Source organism: Agrobacterium vitis (assembly GCF_014926405.1).
Lineage (GTDB): Bacteria > Pseudomonadota > Alphaproteobacteria > Rhizobiales > Rhizobiaceae > Allorhizobium > Allorhizobium vitis_H.
On the sequence record NZ_JACXXJ020000005.1, the window covers coordinates 3,309,445 to 3,328,353 of the forward strand.

Here is an 18,909-nt window from a genome sequence, read left to right on the forward strand (position 1 = left end):
AAGGCTTGAGAGCCTCTTCTATGCAACGGGACCGGATAAACCGGTCCCGTTGTTTGTTTACAGTGGCGTAATTTATTACAGTGTCTTGAGATATTCGAGCAGTGCGGCCTTGTCATTGTCGGACAGATCGGTGCCGAACTCGTGGCCACAGCGGCTATTACCGGAATTTCGCTGGCTGCAATCCGTCGTCTGCGTGACCGTATTCAATCCGGTCTGGGTGGCGGCGATACCGACCAGCTTCGGATCGTAATCGGCGCCGACAGCGAATTTCTGCGGTCTCTGGTCGGTCGATTTCAACAGATCCGCAAGGGTTGGAACCGAACCGTTGTGCAGATAGGGTGCCGTGGCCCAGATGCCGTAGAGAACCCGGGACTCGTATTTGAATTCTGTGGTGGGAGAATTCGACGAGTCCGGTGCCTGGCCAGCCGTGGTTCCGGTCGCTTTGAGCGCAGCATTTTTCCTTGCGGTCGAGATTTTTGCCTGGAGCCCCGCCACTGTCTGACCCTGTGAGCGTGGGAAGGCATTCTTCAATTCTCTGAGATCCGAGGACAGGTTGAGCTCTGGCAGCTTCGACTCGAACGCATCGTCGATGGCGCTCTGCAACAACGGAAATTTCAGGTCGCGCAGATCAAAAATGCTCTCGGCATAATGCTGTATAATACTGCCTTCGACCGCAACGGTCAGAATATCGATGGACGGCGAGGTTGCGGCGAGTTTGTCGTTGGCGAAGGGAATGCGGGCGCCCGTCATCACACCGGGTGATGCTGTCCAGCTCATGACATTATATTCACGGCTGTCAGTTCCGACATCCACCAGGGGTGTGGCCCAGGTGGCATTACCGAGCGAGGGCGTGCCGGGCTTCTGGCCATGGCAATCGAAACAACTGCTGCCATTTCCATTGGTACCGCGCCAAGTGTTGAAAAGTGTCTCGCCTTTGCTGGCGAGCGTCGCATCGACGGGAAAGGGGTATTTGGGAGGCCCCATCTGCTTGATCAGGTCCTCCAAAGTGCTGAGCCCATCGAAGTTGAGGGAGTTACCCTTCAAATAATCATAGCCGAGCAGCGACCATTTTTCCTTGGTGGGTTCGAAAACACCGAACACCCCATAGACTTCACCCACGTTGCGCGCCAGGCCCAGAATATCGCTGCCATTGGCCGCAAAGCCTGGCCATTGGGTCCGGTCTTGTATGGCGGCATTCCACAGGAACGGATAACGGACCGGCGCATCGGCGGGCTGGATATTGTCTTCTATTAACCGTGATGGCGGCGGACCGAGATCAAGGCCCGTGAGCCGGTTGAAGATCATGCCTACTGCGTCCAGTCGGCCAACACCCCAACTCTCATGGGGAACGCCCTTGCTGACGATCGCATGATAACGCTGCGTCCAAAGCGTAAAATCCACCTGCAATTGCGCGCGGCTACTGGGATCCTGGTAGTCCGTTCCTAGAACCGTTTTGCTAAAACTATCAAAGGCTGCGGGATTGGAGGCAAGTTTCTGTGTGGCTGCATCCAGATCCAGCAAGAAGCTATGAAAATCGGAGAGTGCTGGCCCGCCATCAATGCGGTATCGGATGTTGGAAACGGCAATTTCCCGCGTGTGGCAGGCGGCGCAAGTCATGCCCACCTCCTTGCGGGAATCCGGGCCCGTCACGGTAAAGCCAACCGGAAGCCCGTTGTTCGGGCCGTCCATTGTCAGGTAGCCATATCGCGTCAGATTGTCGGTGAGAAACGGTGTGCCATCCGGCAAGGTGAGCGCCTGCATCCAGGAAAGCGGCATCAGGCGCGATCCCTGGTCCTGAGTGTAATAGATCGCTCGATCCATCGCGGACCAATTCTTACCCTGATCCGTATAGACAAGGCTCTGGGCGCTGGCCGAGCCAGCGATAAGACAGAGTATTGCGGCAAGTGATGATGCGACTTTGATATTTTTCACGAAGCCCCCCTCGATCATATCAACCTAAGTTTGAAATTTAGAGGGTATTAATGCACGCAATAACTGATATTGCAACCAATAAGATAATATCAAATCAGTACACCTTTAAGCAAAAAGGCGGAGCATTTTTCAACGCTCCGCCCTTCATTCATGGATTGTTCTAATCTATAGAAACGAAGCGAAAACCATGCCGGTTTTCTCCATCGTGCGATAGGTCTCAGGGAGCGTCGATCTGCTTGCCGATATAGGCAATCGCCTGCTGGTAGACCGTCGCCGCATTCCAGCCGCCGATGGCGGAGAAATTCGGTTCGCCCGGCTGATAGCCAAGGCCGGGCTGCCAGCCATGACCTTTGAGAAAATTGGCCGTGGATGACAGGGCGTCGGCGCGGGAATGGATGAGATCGATATGGCGGTCGCCGTCGCCGTCAACGCCGTAGAGCGTGACGTTTTTCGGCAGGAATTGTGTCTGGCCGATTTCCCCATGGGCAGCACCTCGGGAATTTACGTCCAGATCGCCATCGGCCACCAGTTTCAAGGCGGCGTAAAGCTGTTCACGGAAATAATCGCTGCGGCGACAATCGTAGGTCAGGGTCGAGACAGCAGACAGCGTGTGTTCATTGCCCATGTAGCTGCCAAACCCGGTTTCCATGCCCCAGATGGCGATGATCGGGCCAGCCGGAACGCCGAAACGCCGTTCGATGCTGGCGAAAAGCGGGGCATTGGCCCTTTTCATCGACTTGCCGCGGCTGATAATGGTTTGCCCACCGCGCTTTTTCATGAATTCATCGAAGGAGAGCTTGAAGCTCTTCTGGCCGCGATCGGCCCGGATGGTCGGGACATTGTAACGAACATTGGCAAAGGAGCGGTCGAGAACCGATTGGCTGATGCCACGGCCCACGGCTTCCCGCTTGAAGCCTTCCACCCATTGCTCGAAACCGGCGGACGTATTGCCGCATTGGGCGGCATTTGCAGCCTGTGCTGTCGCCAGTGTGGCGAGAGCCGTGAAAGCTATGGCAAAAAACGTCCTGGTTCGCATCGATACCTCGTCTGGAAAAGGGAAGGGGGGCAGCCGCCTTTCGGCTGCATCCGGCTTATCTGCATTCAAGTCGGGCAAGGCAAAACGGCTGAGCGCGATTGCGTCCAGCCGTTGCCGAAATCCCGTCTTCAGGCTGCCAGGGCCTTTGGCTTGATCAAACCGCGATTGACCAGCAATTCCGCGATCTGAACGGCATTGAGAGCCGCGCCCTTGCGCAGATTGTCGGAAACGACCCAGATATTCAGGCCGTTTTCAACCGTGGCGTCCTCGCGGATCCGGGAAATATAGGTGGCATCTTCGCCAGCGCATTCGACGGGGGTGATGTAGCCGCCGTTCTCGTGCTTGTCGATCACCAGGCAACCGGGTGCTTCACGCAGGATGTCGCGGGCCTGGTCAGGAGAAATTTCCCGCTCGAACTCGATATTGACCGATTCCGAATGACCGATGAAGACGGGAACGCGCACGGCTGTGCAGGTCACGCGGATCTTCGGATCGAGCATCTTCTTGGTTTCGGCCAGGACCTTCCACTCTTCCTTGGTATAGCCATCTTCCATAAAACTATCGATATGGGGGATGACGTTGAAGGCGATCCGCTTGGTGAACTTCTTGGATTCGACCGGATCGGCGACGAAGACGGCGCGGGTCTGGGTAAACAGCTCGTCCATGCCTTCCTTGCCGGCGCCGGATACCGACTGATAGGTGGAAATGACGACGCGCTTGATGGTGGCGAAATCATGCAGCGGCTTCAAGGCCACGACCAGCTGGGCCGTCGAGCAATTGGGATTGGCGATGATGTTGCGGTTCTTGAAGGCGGTGATGGCGTCCGGGTTTACTTCCGGCACGATCAGCGGCACATCCGAATCGTAGCGCCAGGCCGAAGAGTTATCGATGACCACGCAGCCCTGGGCACCGATCTTCGGCGACCACTTCTGTGAAATCGTGCCGCCCGCCGACATCAGGCAAAGATCGGTATCGGAAAAATTATAATTTTCCAGATTTTGGACCTTCAGAACCTTGTCGCCATAAGACACTTCCGTGCCTTGCGAACGGGACGAGGCGAGTGCCACGACTTCGCTGACCGGAAAACCGCGTTCGACGAGAATGTTGAGAATTTCGCGACCGACATTGCCGGTGGCGCCTACGACTGCAACTTTGAAACCCATTTTCCTGCTCTCTTTCTGTCTCTCCTCGGTTTTTTGAGGGGGAAGGCGCGTGACCGCGTCTTCCTTGTCCCCGGCCGTGCCGGGGAGAGAGCGGAGGCCAGAGACGTCAGACGGTTTTGGTCGTCGTTTTGGCCTTGGTGGTTGAGGACATGGCAAACGCCATCATCTCCCGGGCAGATCCTGCCGGTTCCAGATGATCAGCACTGTAAAAGCCGAGTGCGCGCATTCCATGATCCTTTCGTCCTTGCCTTTACCGGGTTTTGTGCCGGTGTCAAGAAATTCACGCTGTAAATAGGGGACACATGCGTGCAAATTCCGGAACGGATTGTCCATTTGCATGCCGACGAACCGGCTATAACATTAGACGAAAGTCATAAGCCCAAAGCATGCCTCTCGATTTTCCCTGAATTCTGTCAGTCTGTTGGTAATTCGGAGCCGCGAATTGAGCCTTGGAGGAAGGTGCGCGGTCATCGGAGAACTCGTTCTGGAGGAACAGCAATGGCAAATGCCGCAAGCCTGCACGCCGCGCCGCGCAGCATGACCAAGGAAGAGCGAAAGGTCATCTTCGCCTCTTCGCTCGGCACGGTTTTCGAGTGGTATGATTTTTATCTCTACGGTTCGCTGGCGATTTATATCGGCGCGACCTTCTTTTCCCAATATCCTGAAACCACCCGTAATATTTTCACGCTGTTGGCTTTTGCCGCCGGCTTTCTGGTGCGGCCTTTCGGCGCGCTGGTGTTCGGACGGCTGGGCGATCTTGTCGGGCGAAAATATACGTTTCTGGTGACGATTCTGATCATGGGCGCCTCGACCTTCCTGGTCGGTATTCTACCAGGGTCAGCGACCATCGGCATCGCTGCCCCGATTATCCTGATCATATTGCGCATGTTGCAGGGCCTGGCGCTGGGCGGTGAATATGGTGGCGCTGCGACCTATGTGGCCGAACATGCGCCGCATGGCCGTCGCGGCTTCTATACGTCCTGGATCCAGACCACGGCAACGCTTGGCCTGTTCCTGTCGCTGCTGATCATTCTCGGCATCCAGACGGCCATGGGCAAAGAAGCCTTTGCTGCCTGGGGCTGGCGTCTTCCTTTCCTTCTGTCGGTCATTCTGCTGGGGATTTCCGTCTGGATTCGCATGCAGATGAACGAATCGCCCGCCTTCAAGAAAATGAAGGAAGAGGGCACCCAGTCGAAAGCGCCGATTTCTGAAGCTTTCGGCCAGTGGAAGAATGCCAAGATCGCCATTCTCGCCCTGTTCGGTGCTGTCGCAGGCCAGGCAGTGGTCTGGTATTGCGGCCAGTTTTATGCGCTGTTCTTCCTGCAGAATGTTCTGAAGGTCGATCCACAGGCCGCCAATATCATGGTGGCTATCGCCCTGGCGTTCGGCACGCTGTTCTTCGTGGTCTTCGGCTGGCTTTCCGACAAGATCGGCCGTAAGCCGATCATCATGGCAGGGCTGCTTCTGGCCATGGTGACGTATTTCCCGTTGTTCAAGGCGATGACCTGGGCTGGCAATCCGGCTCTGGCACAGGCGCAGGATACGTTGAAAGCAACGGTTACTGCCGATCCCAAGGATTGCAATTTTCAGTTCAATCCGACCGGCACAGCAAAATTCACCACCTCTTGCGATATAGCCACGGCGCTTCTGACCAAGAATTCGGTGCCGTATGAAGTGGTGCCCGGCCCGGCTGGCTCGGCTGCGACGGTAAAGCTTGGCGATAGTCAGATCGAAAGCTATGACGCCGTCAAGGCTGGCGCCAACGCCAAGGCTCTGGATGCCGCCCTGCAGAAAAAGATCAATGTCGCCCTGCAACAGAATGGTTATCCGCTGGTTCGGGCGCCGGTTCAGGTCCCCGATAGCAAGCTTGACGGCTTTATCGCCGCCAATGCGGAACTGGGTCTGAGTGCCGACACTGTCCGTACTGGTGCCAAGACCATGGTGCCCACGGCAAAGCTCGTCACCGACAAGTTGCTGACCCCGGAAGAGGCAACAGCTGCCGCTGCGCCTGAAATGGCGGTCTATACCGTTGCCAATGGCGGTGCATTCAGGATGGTGGCGGACCCTGCCCAGGTCAAATGGGTGCCGCTGATTGCCGTGCTGACGGTGCTGGTGATCTATGTCACCATGGTCTACGGGCCGATTGCCGCGATGCTGGTGGAGATGTTCCCGACCCGCATTCGCTACACGGGCATGTCGCTTCCCTATCATATCGGCAATGGCTGGTTCGGCGGCCTGCTGCCAGCAACGGCCTTCGCGATGAGCGCGGCCAAGGGCGATATCTATTACGGCCTCTGGTATCCGATCATCATCGCCGGGATGTCCTTCATCATCGGCATGATCTTCCTGAAGGAAACCAAGAACAACGATATCGACGGCTGATCCTCTTCCCGTCACACGTCAAGGCGCCTGGAAATCATTTTCCGGGCGCCTTTCTTGTGCGCTAAGATCACGCCGCAGCCGCAGACAAGGACGGGTCCGGTTCCTGTTGGGGTGTCTGGGCCCTCTGCGGCATGTCATACCGTTGGCCACTATCCTGGATCAGCCTTTGCCGTAGAACGAGATTGCCATCGGAGGAGAGGCGGAAAACCAGTCCGCGACGGGCAAAGCCGAGCGCTGCGATCCAGGCGAACCAGGCTCCGAACCCCAGACCGGCCACCACGTCGCTCGGGTAATGCGCACCGACCATCACCCTTGTCATGCCGAGCCAGAGGGCGGCGATGGCAAAACCCAGCCGGTAGCGGGGGGCGATCAGGGCTGCAATCATCATCAGCGCTCCGATGGTGGTGGCATGGCCGGAAGGAAAGCTTTCAAATCGCGCTGAATTGGCAAAAGGCAGGAAGTCGAAGGCGCCGGCATCGGTGAATTGATCTGGCCGGGCGCGACCGAGGGCGCGTTTCAACAGATTTGCCGCAAGACCTGAACCCGCGATGGTCACAAAGGCGTAGCAGCCAAGCATGGCGATAAACAGCGCCCGGAACCGCTCCTCGACCGTATTGGCCAATCGCGATTTGGCCGCAGCTTGGACGGCGATCACAAAACTCGCCAAAAGACACCAGTCCGATTGGCCGATGCGGGTCAGAACGGTGGCAATCCGGTAAAAGACCGGGCAGGTCAGGCGGCCTGCATTGCCGATGGCGGTATCGAACAGCAGCGCCATCAACACAACCAAACTTGACCCCGCCAACAGACACAGGCGTGTCCGGCAATCCGGCACACGTCGCCGCCCGCTCTTGATCCTGGCAAGAATTGTCATCGCGACCCCCGTGCGCTGCGTCCCTTATCAGAGAACCAGCACATACAGGCGGATGTCTTCAACTATGTGACACTGTAATCCTGTTCCAGCGCAAGCCTGTGTCTTGCGCTGGAAATCCTTATCAATCCCGTCGATCAGTTCATCAGGGACTGGAATTCGGCGAGGATTGCATCGCCCATTTCGACAGTGCCGACCTGCTTGCAGCCGTCCGCCATGATGTCGCCGGTGCGAATGCCCTTGTCGAGCACGTTGGCAATGGCCTTTTCCAGCTTGTCGGCTTCATCAACCATGGCGAAGGAATAGCGAAGGCACATGGCAAACGAGGCGATCATTGCAATCGGGTTGGCAATGCCGCGGCCAGCGATATCCGGTGCTGAGCCGTGGACGGGCTCATACAGGGCCTTGCGCTTGCCGGTCTTGGCATCTGGTGCGCCAAGCGAAGCGGAAGGCAGCATGCCGAGCGAGCCGGTCAGCATGGCGGCCACGTCCGACAGCATGTCGCCGAACAGGTTGTCGGTGACGATGACGTCGAATTGCTTTGGCGCGCGTACCAGCTGCATGCCGCCAGCATCGGCCAGCATATGCTCCAGCTTGACGTCGGAGAACTTGGCCTTGTGCAGCGCTGTTACCACCTGGTTCCACAGCACGCCTGATTTCATCACATTGCGCTTTTCCATCGAGCAGACCGCATTGCGGCGGGTGCGGGCCAGTTCGAAGGCCACGGCAGAAATCCGCTCGATTTCGTAGGTGTCGTAGACCTGGGTGTCGATGGCGCGCTTCTGGCCATTGCCGATGTCGGTAATGGTCTTCGGCTCACCGAAATAGACGCCACCGGTCAGTTCGCGGATGATCAGGATGTCGAGGCCTTCGACCAGCTCTGGCTTCAGCGAGGAAGCAGAAGCCAGCGCCGGATAGCAGATCGCCGGACGCAGGTTGGCGAACAGTTCGAGGTCCTTGCGCAGCCGCAGAAGACCGGCTTCCGGGCGAACGTCGTACTCGACGGCATCCCATTTCGGGCCACCGACGGCACCGAACAGCACGGCATCCGCCGCCATTGCCTTGGCCATGTCAGCCTCGGAAATTGCTGCCCCATGAGCGTCGTAGGCGCAACCACCCACCAGACCTTCATCGGTCTCGAAGCCGGCACCCAGCGCGGAATTCATATAGGAAACGATCTTGCGAACTTCGTTCATGGCTTCAGGCCCAATGCCATCGCCAGGAAGAAGGAAGAGTGTGCGAACTGTCATGAGCCGACCTCGTTTGAAACAGGAGTGCGGCGGTTTTATCGGGCGATCAAGGGCAATTCAAGGACGCCAGCGCTGCTAACGGTACGGTTTGGCCATGCGACATGGCAAAGAAAAAGGCGGAACCTGCGTTCCGCCTTAGCTATGACTGCCACGGGTTGTGGCGAATGACTTCAGATCAGGCCCAGGGGCGCGATGCGGCGTTGGACGTCTCGAACGAAGCAATCGCGCTGGATTTTTCCATGGTGAGGCCGATGTCATCGAGGCCGTTCAACATGCAATGGCGCTTGAATTCATCGATTTCGAAGCTGATGCTGCCACCATCCGGGCCGGTGATTTCCTGGGTTTCCAGATCCACGGTCACCACGGCGTTGGAGCCGCGCTGGGCGTCATCCATCAGCTTTTCCAGGTTTTCCTGGCTGACGACGATCGGCAGAATGCCGTTTTTGAAACAGTTATTGTAGAAAATATCGGCAAAGCTGGTGGAGATCACGCAACGGATGCCGAAATCCAGCAAAGCCCAAGGCGCATGTTCACGCGAGGAGCCGCAGCCAAAATTATCGCCAGCGACCAGGATCTTGGCGTTTTGATAGGCTGGTTTGTTGAGCACGAAATCCTGATTGATCGAGCCATCCTGATGATAGCGGGCTTCGGCAAACAGGCCTGTTCCAAGGCCAGTGCGCTTGATCGTTTTCAGGTAATCCTTCGGAATGATCATATCCGTATCGATATTGACGACCGGCAGCGGTGCCGCGACCCCGGTGAGCTTCGTGAACTTTTCCATAGACGTTACCTTCACTGGACCTGAATGAGATTGGGTTTTCGCATAACCGAAAAGCCTGTCGATTTGAAGGAGAATCTTGGAGCCACTTAATTCATCGACGCATGGTCTCACGCGTATACGGCGACCTATTACATATCGATGATGGTGCCGCGCCCGTCATTCCAAATCCGCACTGGCTGCTGCTCTGCGGACTGACCTGTGTGGCGCTTGCGGGCGTGGACGGCAACCGGCTTCGGCTTGAGCGTCAAAGCGCGCCATGCCAGCGTTCCCGTCAAAACGGCACCGAGCACAAGCGTCAGCGAGAAAGTCAATAAAGCTGCCGCAGTCAAGGCGATGACCCCAAGGCCGAGCAATCCAAGAGCACGAAGGTTCTGCATCATAGTGTTCCTTTCAATGGTTTGAAGGTGGGGCTTCTCCTGACGCTTTACAAGAGTTATTGAGGTCGCAACCCTTGTCGCAATGAAGGTCAAACAACCGAAAGGCGAAGCGCCATGCAGACCAATCCGCCCAATCGCAGGCCGCGTTTTCGTCGCTCGTTGATCAGCGTTCCCGCTATCAACCTTCGTGCATTGGAAAAATCCCTGTCGCTTCCTTGCGATGGAATGATTTTTGATCTGGAGGATTCGGTTGCAGATGCTAGCAAGGCCGAGGCACGCGACATCCTGCGGCGGTTTCTGCAACACGCGGATTTGAACGGTCGTGAAGCCATTATTCGCGTCAATAGCAGTGATACTCTCTGGTTTGCCGAGGATTTAGCCCTTGTCGAGGCGATCAAGCCGGATGCGGTTTTGCTGCCCAAGGCTGAACGGGTGGAAGACCTGCACCGGCTTCGCAGTGCAGCCGGGGTGGGGCCTGCCCTCTGGGCGATGATAGAGACACCGAAGGCCGTCCTGGCGGCGGTGGAGCTTGCCAGTGCGGGCGCAGCACTGGGGCTGGAATGCCTTGTGGTCGGGTTGAACGACTTGCGCAAGGAAACCCGGGTGCCACCGGGCCTTGGCCGTCAATATCTGGTTCCGTGGCTGATGCAGGTGGTCTTGGCTGCCCGTGCTTACGGACTTGAGGTTATCGATGCAGTTTCCAATGATTTTCGCGATCTGGACGGCTTTGCAGCCGAATGCAGCCAGGGCCGTTCGATGGGCTTTGACGGAAAGATGCTGATCCACCCGGCCCAGATCGAGGCGGCTAATCGGTATTTCGGTCCATCGGAAGCCGAGATTGCCGAGGCGCGGGAGATTGTCGCGGCTTTTGCGGCGCCGGAGGCGGCGCATCTCAATGTCATCAATCTGGATGGCCGGATGATCGAGCGGCTGCATGTCGCCGAAGCCGAGTATCTTCTGTCCAAGCTGTCTCTTCTTGAACCACGACTATCATCTCCAATCAAGAAAGGATGATCCCCATGAAAGTCTATCGTTTTCTCACCGGTCCCGACGACGCCACCTTCTGTCACCGGGTGACCGATGCCCTTAACAAGGGCTGGGAACTGCACGGCTCGCCCAGCCTGACATTCAACCCTGCCGTCAACCAGACCTATTGCGGCCAGGCGGTGGTGAAGACCGTCGAGGGCAAGACCTATGATCCGTCCCTGAAGCTGGGTGAACAATAAGCGTTTAAGTCGCTGGCCGGGTGCGAAAATGCATCCGGCTGGAGGGCGGGCTTGAAGGATTGTCATTATCTCGAATTCGATGTGAATGTTTTGCAGAATTTACCTGTCATTCTTGAATTGGAGCTAATGTGCCGAAATATCGCTCTTGTGAGGTGTATTCGTGCGACCAGTTTTCAAGGCCCATTCGACCGGCAATTCCCACTCCGATTTTGAGGTGAAGCTTGCCTCCGCCCATTCGCGGATCGAGAAGTCCTTTCTCGATGGCGGCGCCGTACTGGTATCGGTGATGGATAATCTCGGCAGTCTGGTGGATAGCCTCGACCAGTTGACCGGCGTTCTCGATGGCAAGACGACGACGGATACTGTCCAGGGTCTTCGCAAGACGGTTTCCGATCTCGCCTTGCTGCCCGCACGGGCATCGGCGCGCCAGGACTCCTTCAGCCAGATCTCCGATCAATGTGCCTCGACCTATTCCCATGTCGAGGAAATGCGTGAGACCATTCGCTACCTGCGCACATTCGCCATCACCGTGAAGATAACCGGGGCGGGGCTTGCCGAATTTTCGGGCTTTGCCGATGAGATCCGTGAGCGTATCCAATCCGGTGCCGAGGAAATCGACCGGTTTGCCGAGCAATTGGCGGGTATGCGCGGTCAGTTGGACACGGCACGGGCGTTTTCCGATGGCATCTTGTCGGATTTCAGCAACACCATTCCCACCATTGTCAGCTCGCTGACCCTAAGCTCCGACCAGTTGGCAACCCAGCACAAGACGATGGCTGGCATTGCCAATGATGTGAAAGGGCTCACCCGCGCCATTCAGGGCAAGATCGCCAACGTGCTCTCGGCTTTGCAAATTGGTGACATTACCCGTCAGCGCATTGAGCATATCCAGAGTAGCCTGGATTATCTGGAGGAATTTTTTGCGGCTGGCGGATTGCGTGACCCGGCTGAAAAAGAGGCGCTTCGTCAGGCTGTTCTGCATCTTGCCCACGCGCAATTGCAGGAATCCCTGGATGATTTCCGGCAGAAATGCACATCGATTGCCGCCAATATGTCGAGCTTTACCAGCGATGCTGCCCGCGTTCTGGCCCTGCGTGACGAATTGAACCAATCGGGCGGTGACAATGACCGCAGCCTGCTGCGCAAGATGGAAAGCGATATCAGCCATGCCTGCGCGCTTTCGGCGCGGGTACAGGACCGCAGCCATGAATCGGATGCTGTCGTCAGTTCCGTTACCCAGTCCGCTCAGGCGCTCCAGGAAGGCATTGAGACGATCCGGTCGATCAAGACCGATATTCACTACATGGCGCTGAATTCCAATCTTCGCTGCTCCCGTCTTGGCGATGCCGGCCGGTCCGTCAATGTCGTTAGTGGCGAATTGCGCACCTTTGCCGCCAAGCTGGAAACCCCAGCCGATGCTATTGTCGAGGACATGCGCTGCGTCGAAGAGGCGACGGCGTCGCTGACCCGCGACGACAATGACGACATCAACCATATTCATGAGCCGCTGAACCTGGCGCTGGATAAGATCCGCGTTGTTGCGACGGATATGGAAAAGGGTCTTGAGGCCTTTGGGGCTGAAGGTCAGCTGGTGTTCAGTCGGATCAGCGCGGCGGTGACCAAGCTTGATTTCGATGGCGAATTGGGTGGCCTGCTGCTGGATTGCCTGGCAATCGCCGACCGCGCCCGCGGGCATATGCCGTCGCTATCGGCTATTCCCGCTGCTGCGCTGCCGCTCAGCCAGAAAATCTTCGCCATCTACACGATGGCGCAGGAGCGCGATATTCATCAGCGTTTCTTGCCCTTGCAGGCTGGCTTTGACATGGTCGTAGATCAGGCCGAGGTTTTTGAAGACGACGAACAGTTGTTTGCCGGAGCATTGTTTTAGAGTCTTCCAGAGGAAAAGTGGAACCTGGTTTTCCCGAAAAGACAAATAAAAACAAGAGAGTTTAGCGTCTGTCTGGTTCAATACGAACCAGACAGACGCTAAAGTATCGCATCGGGATCTGGACATCGATTTTCGGAAAATCTGCTGTAAAAACCAAAGCCAAAGCATCCATGGATGTGCAGAAGACATAAAAAAACCCGGCAATGCCGGGCTTTTTTATGTTGGAGTAAACAAGCTTACGCTGCTTCTTCCTGAGTTTCGTCTTCTTCCACGGACTTGCCGCGCTTCGGGCCTTTGGCAAGATTGACTTCCACCAGCCGGACGGCTTCGGTTTCAGACATCTTGTTGACGGCGGCGATTTCACGCGCCATGCGATCCAGTGCAGCTTCATAGAGCTGTCGCTCGGAATAGGACTGTTCCGGCTGGTGTTCGGCACGGAAAAGGTCGCGCACCACTTCGGCAATGGAAATCAGGTCGCCGGAATTGATTTTCGCATCATATTCCTGTGCCCGGCGTGACCACATGGTCCGCTTGACACGCGCTTTGCCCTGAACGACTTTCAAAGCCCGATCAACAAAATCGGTTTCTGAAAGCTTGCGCATTCCAATGGTGACAGCCTTGGTGACCGGCACTTTCAAACGCATTTTATCTTTATCGAAATCGATTACAAAAAGCTCAAGCTTCATGCCCGCGACTTCCTGCTCTTCAATGGCGGTAATCGTACCGACGCCATGGGCCGGATAAACGATCGCCTCACCTGTCTTGAAGCCCTGACGCGTCGAGGATTTTTTCTGCTGGGTCGTCATTCGCTCTAAAAACTCCCTGTTACTGTATCGGCGACAGCCGACCCCAGGCCGAAAGACCCGGATGAGACGGGGGAACCGTCGGGTGACTCCATGCTGATCCAGTTACGATCAAACGAATAAAAGCACATCAGCGACAGAACCGGCGAGGTTTACATGTCACAAACATAACTTTCGTGGATTTTTCGGCTTTCGCGGTAGGTTTGGGCACACAAATGCCCTCACGTGTGGATCAGTTCTATAGGCTTAACATAAAAAAGTGAGGAAATCAATATTTTGCTGCCTTGCGACCGCTTGACGGCGGAAACTGTTCTTCTTTAAGGGTGCGGTTTGACCTGTCATTGGCTAGCCTCGCCAAGGTAAAATAAAATATCTTTTAACCTATTGATTTTTTTAGAAATTCAGAAAATCGTCAAGCTGCGGTAACGATTCTTTTTGCTCGTTGACGCCGCCCTGGTCTCGTCAATTCGTTCACAATGACACGCAATTGCATGGCTGCTGTCATAAAAAACAGAAGCTGCCATGCAGTTTTATCCCAAGTCTTAAACAGGTGAAGCGGAAGGCGTGTCAAATATCTCAAATGCGGCAAGGGCTTGAGACATTTGAAAAGGAATAGGACGAGGTGATCGTCAACAGGCAGCCCATCGTCCATTGCCGCCCAATTGGCGGCATCCGGAATTGGGTGAGACCGCGTCGCAACTCGCCAATCAGTCGCCCGTGCCAGGCTTTTCCGAGAAATAAAGCTCGAACTTGCCTTCGACGCCATCCATTTCCTTGGCTTCAGGCAAAGCATCGCGCTTGGTGGTGATGTTTGGCCAGACCTGGGCAAACTCCGCATTGATTTTCAGCCACTTATCGAGACCCGGCTCCGTGTCCGGCTTGATGGCTTCCGCCGGACATTCCGGCTCGCATACACCGCAATCGATGCATTCATCGGGATTGATGGCCAGAAAATTCTCACCTTCGTAAAAACAGTCGACCGGGCATACTTCCACGCAATCGGTATATTTGCAGCGTATGCAGTTGTCAGTCACGATATACGTCATGCGGTACTCCAGAGATCTCTCGATGGCGAGTGCGACGCCGCGTCTTGCAGGAACGGATTAGGCAAGGAAAAATCGACTGTCCCATATCATGCACAGCTTTTTCCACAAGGGCAGTGAGCTACTGCTTTCCAGACCTGTTAGCAAGGATAAATCATCCCTATCTCGATGCGATAGAGGTCGATTTTCCTAGTGTCCGTCAGGCGACTCTCAAACCAGACCGGCCAGCTCTGATACCAGGCTTGAAGATACGGCGTATCCTTGCCTTCCGCAGATTTCGAATATCTCCAATGCATCAAAGGCTTGAGATATTCGAAAATGGAAGACGGCCGGCTATTTTCGGTGGCCCTTCGTGTCAATCGTCGCCATCCATCAGGCGGTCCACTTGCCGGCGCTCGCGCTTGGTCGGACGACCGGAGCCGGGAAGTCTTTGTGCCTGTTCGAAAGCGGTCATGGCGTCACGGGGCGGGCGCGGCGGTGACTGGTCTTCATAGAGAAGTTTTGCCTGCTCGTAAGGGCCGCGATGCGTGCCGGGCTGGCGAACGACAAGTTTCATGTCGTGATTTGGAAGAGTGATATCCAGCACGTCGCCGGGCCGGACAATGGCGCTGGGCTGCTTGGCCGGTTTGCCGTTGACCCGAACCCGGCCCGAGACGATCTGTTGCTGGGCCAGCGTCCGGGATTTGAAAATCCGCGCAAAAAACAGCCACTTGTCGATCCGTTGAGAGGGTCCGGCGAGTGGCTGTTGTTCGCTCATGGCTTACTTCTTCATCTGCTCCTTCAAGGCAGCCAGTTTGGCGAAAGGAGAATCCGGATCGATCGGCTTTTCCTTGCGCGGCGGCTTTGCCTCGAAACGCTGCGGCTGGGCTGACTTCGTGTCCCGGTCGCGATCCTTACGCGGACCGCGATCATCGCGGTCGCCCCGGTTTGCGTGTTTGTCACGGTTGCCGTCGCGGTCGCGGGGCTTGCCGTGATGGCCACCCTCGCGGCGCTTGTCGTCGCGGTCACGTCCACCTTCTGTACGGGCACCTTCGGTACGAGCGTCCGGCTTCTGCTCGCCCTGCTGCGGGGCGCGCTTTGCACCCTGCGGACGGCGGTCGCCCTGTTGTGGACGTCCGGCCTGGCGCTGGTTGTCGTTGCGTCCACCAGGACGCCACAGCAGAACCGGCTTGGGTTCCGTTGGTCCTTCCGGATTGGCAAGAAGGTCAGCGGATGGAGCCTCGGTCGCTGCAACTTCGGCCTCTTTGGCCTCCGCTGGTGCTTCTGGTGTTGCTTCGGCGCTGATCTCAGCACTTGGAACGATCTCGAGCGCTGCCGGTTCAGCAGCGACAGTTTCCGTCGCTGAGGCTTCGCCATGCTGATCCGCATCGTCTTCGTCGGTTTTTTCGACGCTTTCGGTTGTCTGCGTTGGTGCATTGGCAGCTGCTGCGGCAGGCTTGTCGTCCTGGGTGCCGAGATAGGCCTGGGCCTCTTCTGCCTTGACGGCATCGGCACGGTAGCCGAGGCCTTTCAGGATTTCTTCCATGTCATCGGGTGTCGCACCGAGGATGGAGAGCATGGCCGTGGTGGTGGTGAAGCGGCGGCCATCGTAAGCACCGTCCGGGCGCGGCGTGGTGCCTGGCTTCCATTGCAGCAGTGGACGGATCAGATCCGCCAACCGCTCCAGAATATCGATGCGCACGGCCCGCTTGCCCAGGAAGCGGAAGCCCGCCAGCTTATAGAAATTGCGCTCAAAGCTCGGATCAGTCACCACTGAGGTGCGGCCTGCGGCCAGAACCGGAATGAGATCGCCATAGCCGGGCTTGTCCAGGCCATCGTTCTTCAAGGCCCAGAGCAGGGTGATCAGTTCGGCCGGTGCTGGCTTCAACAGGGCCGGCATGAAGATGTGATAGGCGCCGAAGCGCACGCCGTAGCGGCGCATGGAGGCGCGTGCATCCTGGTCCAGCGACTTGACCTCTTCGGTGACATCGCGGCGGAACAGAATTCCAAGCCCTTCCACCAGCTGGAAGGCCAATCCCTTGGAGAGGCCTTGCAGGTCCTCGGCCCGCGACAGATCGTCGAGTGGCTTCAGAATGGTCGAGATATGATGATTGACGAAGCGCTCGATGCGGGCGACGACGTGCTCGCGGGCATTGCCGCTCAGCGGTTCGTCCGCCAGCAGCAGAATGCGGGGGCGCATGATGTGATCCGAGCCGGTCAGCCGGGCGACGGGATCACCCAGCCACCGGACGAGACCGTCGGAACTGAGCGCCAGATCCCCATTGCCCGAAGCATGCAATCTTGCAGCCCGCGCTTCGAATTCCAGGCCAAGCGCCTTTTGGGCAGCAGTTTGCACCGCCTTGGCGTCCGGCCCCTCGGTTCCAGAGATCGGCGTAAACCGGAATCCGGAGAGTTGGCCCACGTGATGTCCCTCAACGAAGACATCACCGTTCACACTGATTTCAGCTTCCAGCATCCCATTCTCTCTCAAGCGCTTCATAAGCACAGATGTCCTGCGATCAACAAAGCGTTTCGTCAACCTTTCATGTAACGCGTCAGACAATCGATCTTCGATTTCCCGCGTCTTTTCTTGCCAGTGTGTCGGATCGGCAAGCCAACCTGGCCGGTTCGACACATACGTCCAAGTTCGGATCTGCGCAATGCGCGCAGAAAGAGTATCTATCTCGCCGTCTGTCCGGTCGGAGCGATGCACCTGCTCTGCCATGAAATCTTCGTTCACACTACCGTGCCGGGCAAGGTCGGAATAGAGGGTAAGAATCAGATCGGCATGTTGTGCCGGGGTAATTCGCCGATAATCCGGTAATGCGCAGGCATCCCACAGCAGCGAGACCCGATTTGGTGACGAAGCAAGGTCCTGGACTTCCGGATAGCGGGCCAAATAATCCAGCGCCTGCTGATCGATTGCCGGCAGCGCCCGCACCAGTCCCGCCACCTTGGGGGCGGCATCCAGGCTGCGGCGCAGGTTGGCAATCGAGGAAAAATCGAATTGGGCGGTGCGCCATTGCAGCACCTTGACCGGATCGAAATGATGGCTTTGCAACCGTTCCACCAGTTCCGGCTCAAAGGGATCGACCCGTCCCGTCACCCCAAAAGTACCATCTTTCAGATGGCGTCCGGCGCGCCCGGCAATCTGGCCCAGTTCTCCGGGGTTGAGATTGCGAAACTGATAGCCATCGAACTTGCGGTCCTGGGCAAAGGCAACATGATCGACATCGAGGTTGAGGCCCATGCCGATCGCATCGGTTGCGACAAGATATTCGACATCGCCGGATTGATAGAGGCCGACCTGGGCATTGCGGGTGCGCGGGCTGAGTGCGCCGAGCACCACAGCCGCTCCGCCGCGCTGGCGACGGATCAATTCGGCAATGGAATAGACCTCGTCGGCGGAGAAGGCGACAATCGCCGTGCGCTGCGGCAGCCGGGTGATCTTCTTTTCGCCAGCATAAAACAGCTGCGACAGGCGTGGACGCTCAACGACAGTAATACCCGGCAGAAGATGCTGAAGGATCGGCTTCATGGTCGCCGAGCCTAGCAACAGGGTTTCCTCGCGTCCGCGCAGATGCAAAAGCCGGTCGGTAAAAATATGGCCGCGCTCGAGATCGCCCGCCAACTGGATTTCATCAATGGCGACAAAGGCGACTTTGGTTTCGCGCGGCAGCGCTTCGACGGTGCAGACAGAAAACCGTGCATTGGGCGGGGTGATCTTTTCCTCGCCCGTGATAAGGGCGACATGCGCCGCGCCGACCCGCTCGACCACCCGCGTATAAACTTCGCGCGCCAGCAACCGCAAAGGCAGGCCGATCATACCCGACCCATGGGCAACCATGCGCTCGATGGCATAATGGGTCTTGCCCGTATTGGTCGGCCCCAGCACAGCAATCACGCTGCGGCCGCTCAGGATCATGGGTTGCGAAGTCAAATCGTCGCTCCGGACTGCACTGTCAAAAGAAGATGGCAACAGCCGATCTTCCTTCGGGACCACACATGGCGATGCCTTGGAGCAAAGGCAAGAAAAGAATTACCCAGGCGCTGCTTTTCCGGCTCCAGAGGCGAATAGAAGGGAAATAACCTCCGGTTGTGGTAAATTTTGGTCTTTTTGAGCGTCAGGCTTTGATTCGGAACAGCTAAAGAACGAATCGGCGACGAATCACTGACTC

15 protein-coding genes are annotated in these 18,909 nt (G+C 56.9%); 4 read left to right on the plus strand and 11 right to left on the minus strand.

The genetic code is table 11. The annotated features are described in order from the left end of the window. Nucleotides 1-75 precede the first annotated feature (75 nt). From IEI95_RS26685 to IEI95_RS26695, 3 genes are all read right to left on the minus strand, one after another. The gene (locus tag IEI95_RS26685) at nucleotides 76-1,932 is read right to left on the minus strand and encodes a di-heme-cytochrome C peroxidase (RefSeq protein WP_234934270.1); all 1,857 of its coding nucleotides are present in this window, start codon (nucleotides 1,930-1,932) and stop codon (nucleotides 76-78) included. Nucleotides 1,933-2,149: 217 nt separating this feature from the next. Then, complete coding sequence (locus IEI95_RS26690; protein WP_041697284.1) at nucleotides 2,150-2,968, minus strand: lytic murein transglycosylase; 819 nt, start codon at nucleotides 2,966-2,968, stop codon at nucleotides 2,150-2,152. Nucleotides 2,969-3,096: 128 nt separating this feature from the next. Further along, a complete protein-coding gene (locus IEI95_RS26695; protein ID WP_015917578.1) occupies nucleotides 3,097-4,131 on the minus strand; it encodes an aspartate-semialdehyde dehydrogenase in 1,035 nt (344 codons plus the stop codon). Between the two features lie 498 nt (nucleotides 4,132-4,629). Between IEI95_RS26695 and IEI95_RS26700 the strand changes: the two genes are divergently transcribed. Then, nucleotides 4,630-6,513: an MFS transporter gene (locus IEI95_RS26700; RefSeq protein WP_015917577.1), complete on the plus strand. Its 1,884-nt coding sequence runs from the start codon at nucleotides 4,630-4,632 to the stop codon at nucleotides 6,511-6,513. A 67-nt stretch (nucleotides 6,514-6,580) separates the two neighbouring features. On the opposite strand, the gene IEI95_RS26705 is transcribed toward IEI95_RS26700, so the two are convergent. From IEI95_RS26705 to IEI95_RS26720, 4 genes are all read right to left on the minus strand, one after another. Then, nucleotides 6,581-7,387, minus strand: coding sequence for a phosphatase PAP2 family protein (locus IEI95_RS26705; RefSeq protein ID WP_071203175.1), 807 nt, complete (start codon nucleotides 7,385-7,387; stop codon nucleotides 6,581-6,583). A 134-nt stretch (nucleotides 7,388-7,521) separates the two neighbouring features. Next, a complete protein-coding gene (leuB, locus tag IEI95_RS26710; protein ID WP_015917575.1) occupies nucleotides 7,522-8,634 on the minus strand; it encodes a 3-isopropylmalate dehydrogenase in 1,113 nt (370 codons plus the stop codon). A gap of 175 nt (nucleotides 8,635-8,809) precedes the next feature. Next, on the minus strand, nucleotides 8,810-9,415 hold the full coding sequence (gene leuD, locus IEI95_RS26715; RefSeq protein WP_071203173.1) for a 3-isopropylmalate dehydratase small subunit: 606 nt from the start codon (nucleotides 9,413-9,415) through the stop codon (nucleotides 8,810-8,812). Between the two features lie 128 nt (nucleotides 9,416-9,543). Next, on the minus strand, nucleotides 9,544-9,792 hold the full coding sequence (locus tag IEI95_RS26720) for a TrbG/VirB9 family P-type conjugative transfer protein (RefSeq protein ID WP_156538258.1): 249 nt from the start codon (nucleotides 9,790-9,792) through the stop codon (nucleotides 9,544-9,546). A gap of 114 nt (nucleotides 9,793-9,906) precedes the next feature. Between IEI95_RS26720 and IEI95_RS26725 the strand changes: the two genes are divergently transcribed. The 3 genes from IEI95_RS26725 to IEI95_RS26735 all read left to right on the plus strand — a co-directional run bounded on the left by IEI95_RS26725 (nucleotide 9,907) and on the right by IEI95_RS26735 (nucleotide 12,906). After that, nucleotides 9,907-10,806, plus strand: coding sequence for an HpcH/HpaI aldolase/citrate lyase family protein (locus tag IEI95_RS26725; protein ID WP_156538257.1), 900 nt, complete (start codon nucleotides 9,907-9,909; stop codon nucleotides 10,804-10,806). Between the two features lie 5 nt (nucleotides 10,807-10,811). Next, the gene (locus IEI95_RS26730; protein ID WP_156538256.1) at nucleotides 10,812-11,018 is read left to right on the plus strand and encodes a DUF1737 domain-containing protein; all 207 of its coding nucleotides are present in this window, start codon (nucleotides 10,812-10,814) and stop codon (nucleotides 11,016-11,018) included. Nucleotides 11,019-11,178: 160 nt separating this feature from the next. Then, complete coding sequence (locus IEI95_RS26735; RefSeq protein ID WP_015917570.1) at nucleotides 11,179-12,906, plus strand: methyl-accepting chemotaxis protein; 1,728 nt, start codon at nucleotides 11,179-11,181, stop codon at nucleotides 12,904-12,906. A 236-nt stretch (nucleotides 12,907-13,142) separates the two neighbouring features. Here the strand turns inward: IEI95_RS26735 and IEI95_RS26740 are convergent, their stop codons facing one another. The 4 genes from IEI95_RS26740 to IEI95_RS26755 all read right to left on the minus strand — a co-directional run bounded on the left by IEI95_RS26740 (nucleotide 13,143) and on the right by IEI95_RS26755 (nucleotide 18,656). Then, nucleotides 13,143-13,712: a CarD family transcriptional regulator gene (locus tag IEI95_RS26740; RefSeq protein WP_041697279.1), complete on the minus strand. Its 570-nt coding sequence runs from the start codon at nucleotides 13,710-13,712 to the stop codon at nucleotides 13,143-13,145. A 704-nt stretch (nucleotides 13,713-14,416) separates the two neighbouring features. After that, nucleotides 14,417-14,755: a ferredoxin FdxA gene (gene fdxA / locus IEI95_RS26745; protein ID WP_041697276.1), complete on the minus strand. Its 339-nt coding sequence runs from the start codon at nucleotides 14,753-14,755 to the stop codon at nucleotides 14,417-14,419. A 352-nt stretch (nucleotides 14,756-15,107) separates the two neighbouring features. Continuing rightward, nucleotides 15,108-15,509, minus strand: a complete 402-nt coding sequence (gene hslR, locus IEI95_RS26750) for an Hsp15 family ribosome-associated heat shock protein (protein WP_156531688.1) — start codon at nucleotides 15,507-15,509, stop codon at nucleotides 15,108-15,110. Nucleotides 15,510-15,512: 3 nt separating this feature from the next. Continuing rightward, nucleotides 15,513-18,656, minus strand: coding sequence for a helicase-related protein (locus tag IEI95_RS26755; RefSeq protein WP_156531875.1), 3,144 nt, complete (start codon nucleotides 18,654-18,656; stop codon nucleotides 15,513-15,515). Nucleotides 18,657-18,909: the final 253 nt, after the last annotated feature.

What these genes read in the sequence shown, in the direction of transcription:
- IEI95_RS26690 (WP_041697284.1), bottom strand. Translation starts at nt 2,968, where the DNA reads ATGCGAACCAGGACGTTTTTTGCCATAGCTTTCACGGCTCTCGCCACA.
- IEI95_RS26695 (WP_015917578.1), bottom strand. Translation starts at nt 4,131, where the DNA reads ATGGGTTTCAAAGTTGCAGTCGTAGGCGCCACCGGCAATGTCGGTCGC.
- IEI95_RS26700 (WP_015917577.1), top strand. Translation starts at nt 4,630, where the DNA reads ATGGCAAATGCCGCAAGCCTGCACGCCGCGCCGCGCAGCATGACCAAG.
- IEI95_RS26705 (WP_071203175.1), bottom strand. Translation starts at nt 7,387, where the DNA reads ATGACAATTCTTGCCAGGATCAAGAGCGGGCGGCGACGTGTGCCGGAT.
- leuB (WP_015917575.1), bottom strand. Translation starts at nt 8,634, where the DNA reads ATGACAGTTCGCACACTCTTCCTTCTTCCTGGCGATGGCATTGGGCCT.
- leuD (WP_071203173.1), bottom strand. Translation starts at nt 9,415, where the DNA reads ATGGAAAAGTTCACGAAGCTCACCGGGGTCGCGGCACCGCTGCCGGTC.
- IEI95_RS26720 (WP_156538258.1), bottom strand. Translation starts at nt 9,792, where the DNA reads ATGCAGAACCTTCGTGCTCTTGGATTGCTCGGCCTTGGGGTCATCGCC.
- IEI95_RS26725 (WP_156538257.1), top strand. Translation starts at nt 9,907, where the DNA reads ATGCAGACCAATCCGCCCAATCGCAGGCCGCGTTTTCGTCGCTCGTTG.
- IEI95_RS26730 (WP_156538256.1), top strand. Translation starts at nt 10,812, where the DNA reads ATGAAAGTCTATCGTTTTCTCACCGGTCCCGACGACGCCACCTTCTGT.
- IEI95_RS26740 (WP_041697279.1), bottom strand. Translation starts at nt 13,712, where the DNA reads ATGACGACCCAGCAGAAAAAATCCTCGACGCGTCAGGGCTTCAAGACA.
- fdxA (WP_041697276.1), bottom strand. Translation starts at nt 14,755, where the DNA reads ATGACGTATATCGTGACTGACAACTGCATACGCTGCAAATATACCGAT.
- hslR (WP_156531688.1), bottom strand. Translation starts at nt 15,509, where the DNA reads ATGAGCGAACAACAGCCACTCGCCGGACCCTCTCAACGGATCGACAAG.
- IEI95_RS26755 (WP_156531875.1), bottom strand. Translation starts at nt 18,656, where the DNA reads ATGATCCTGAGCGGCCGCAGCGTGATTGCTGTGCTGGGGCCGACCAAT.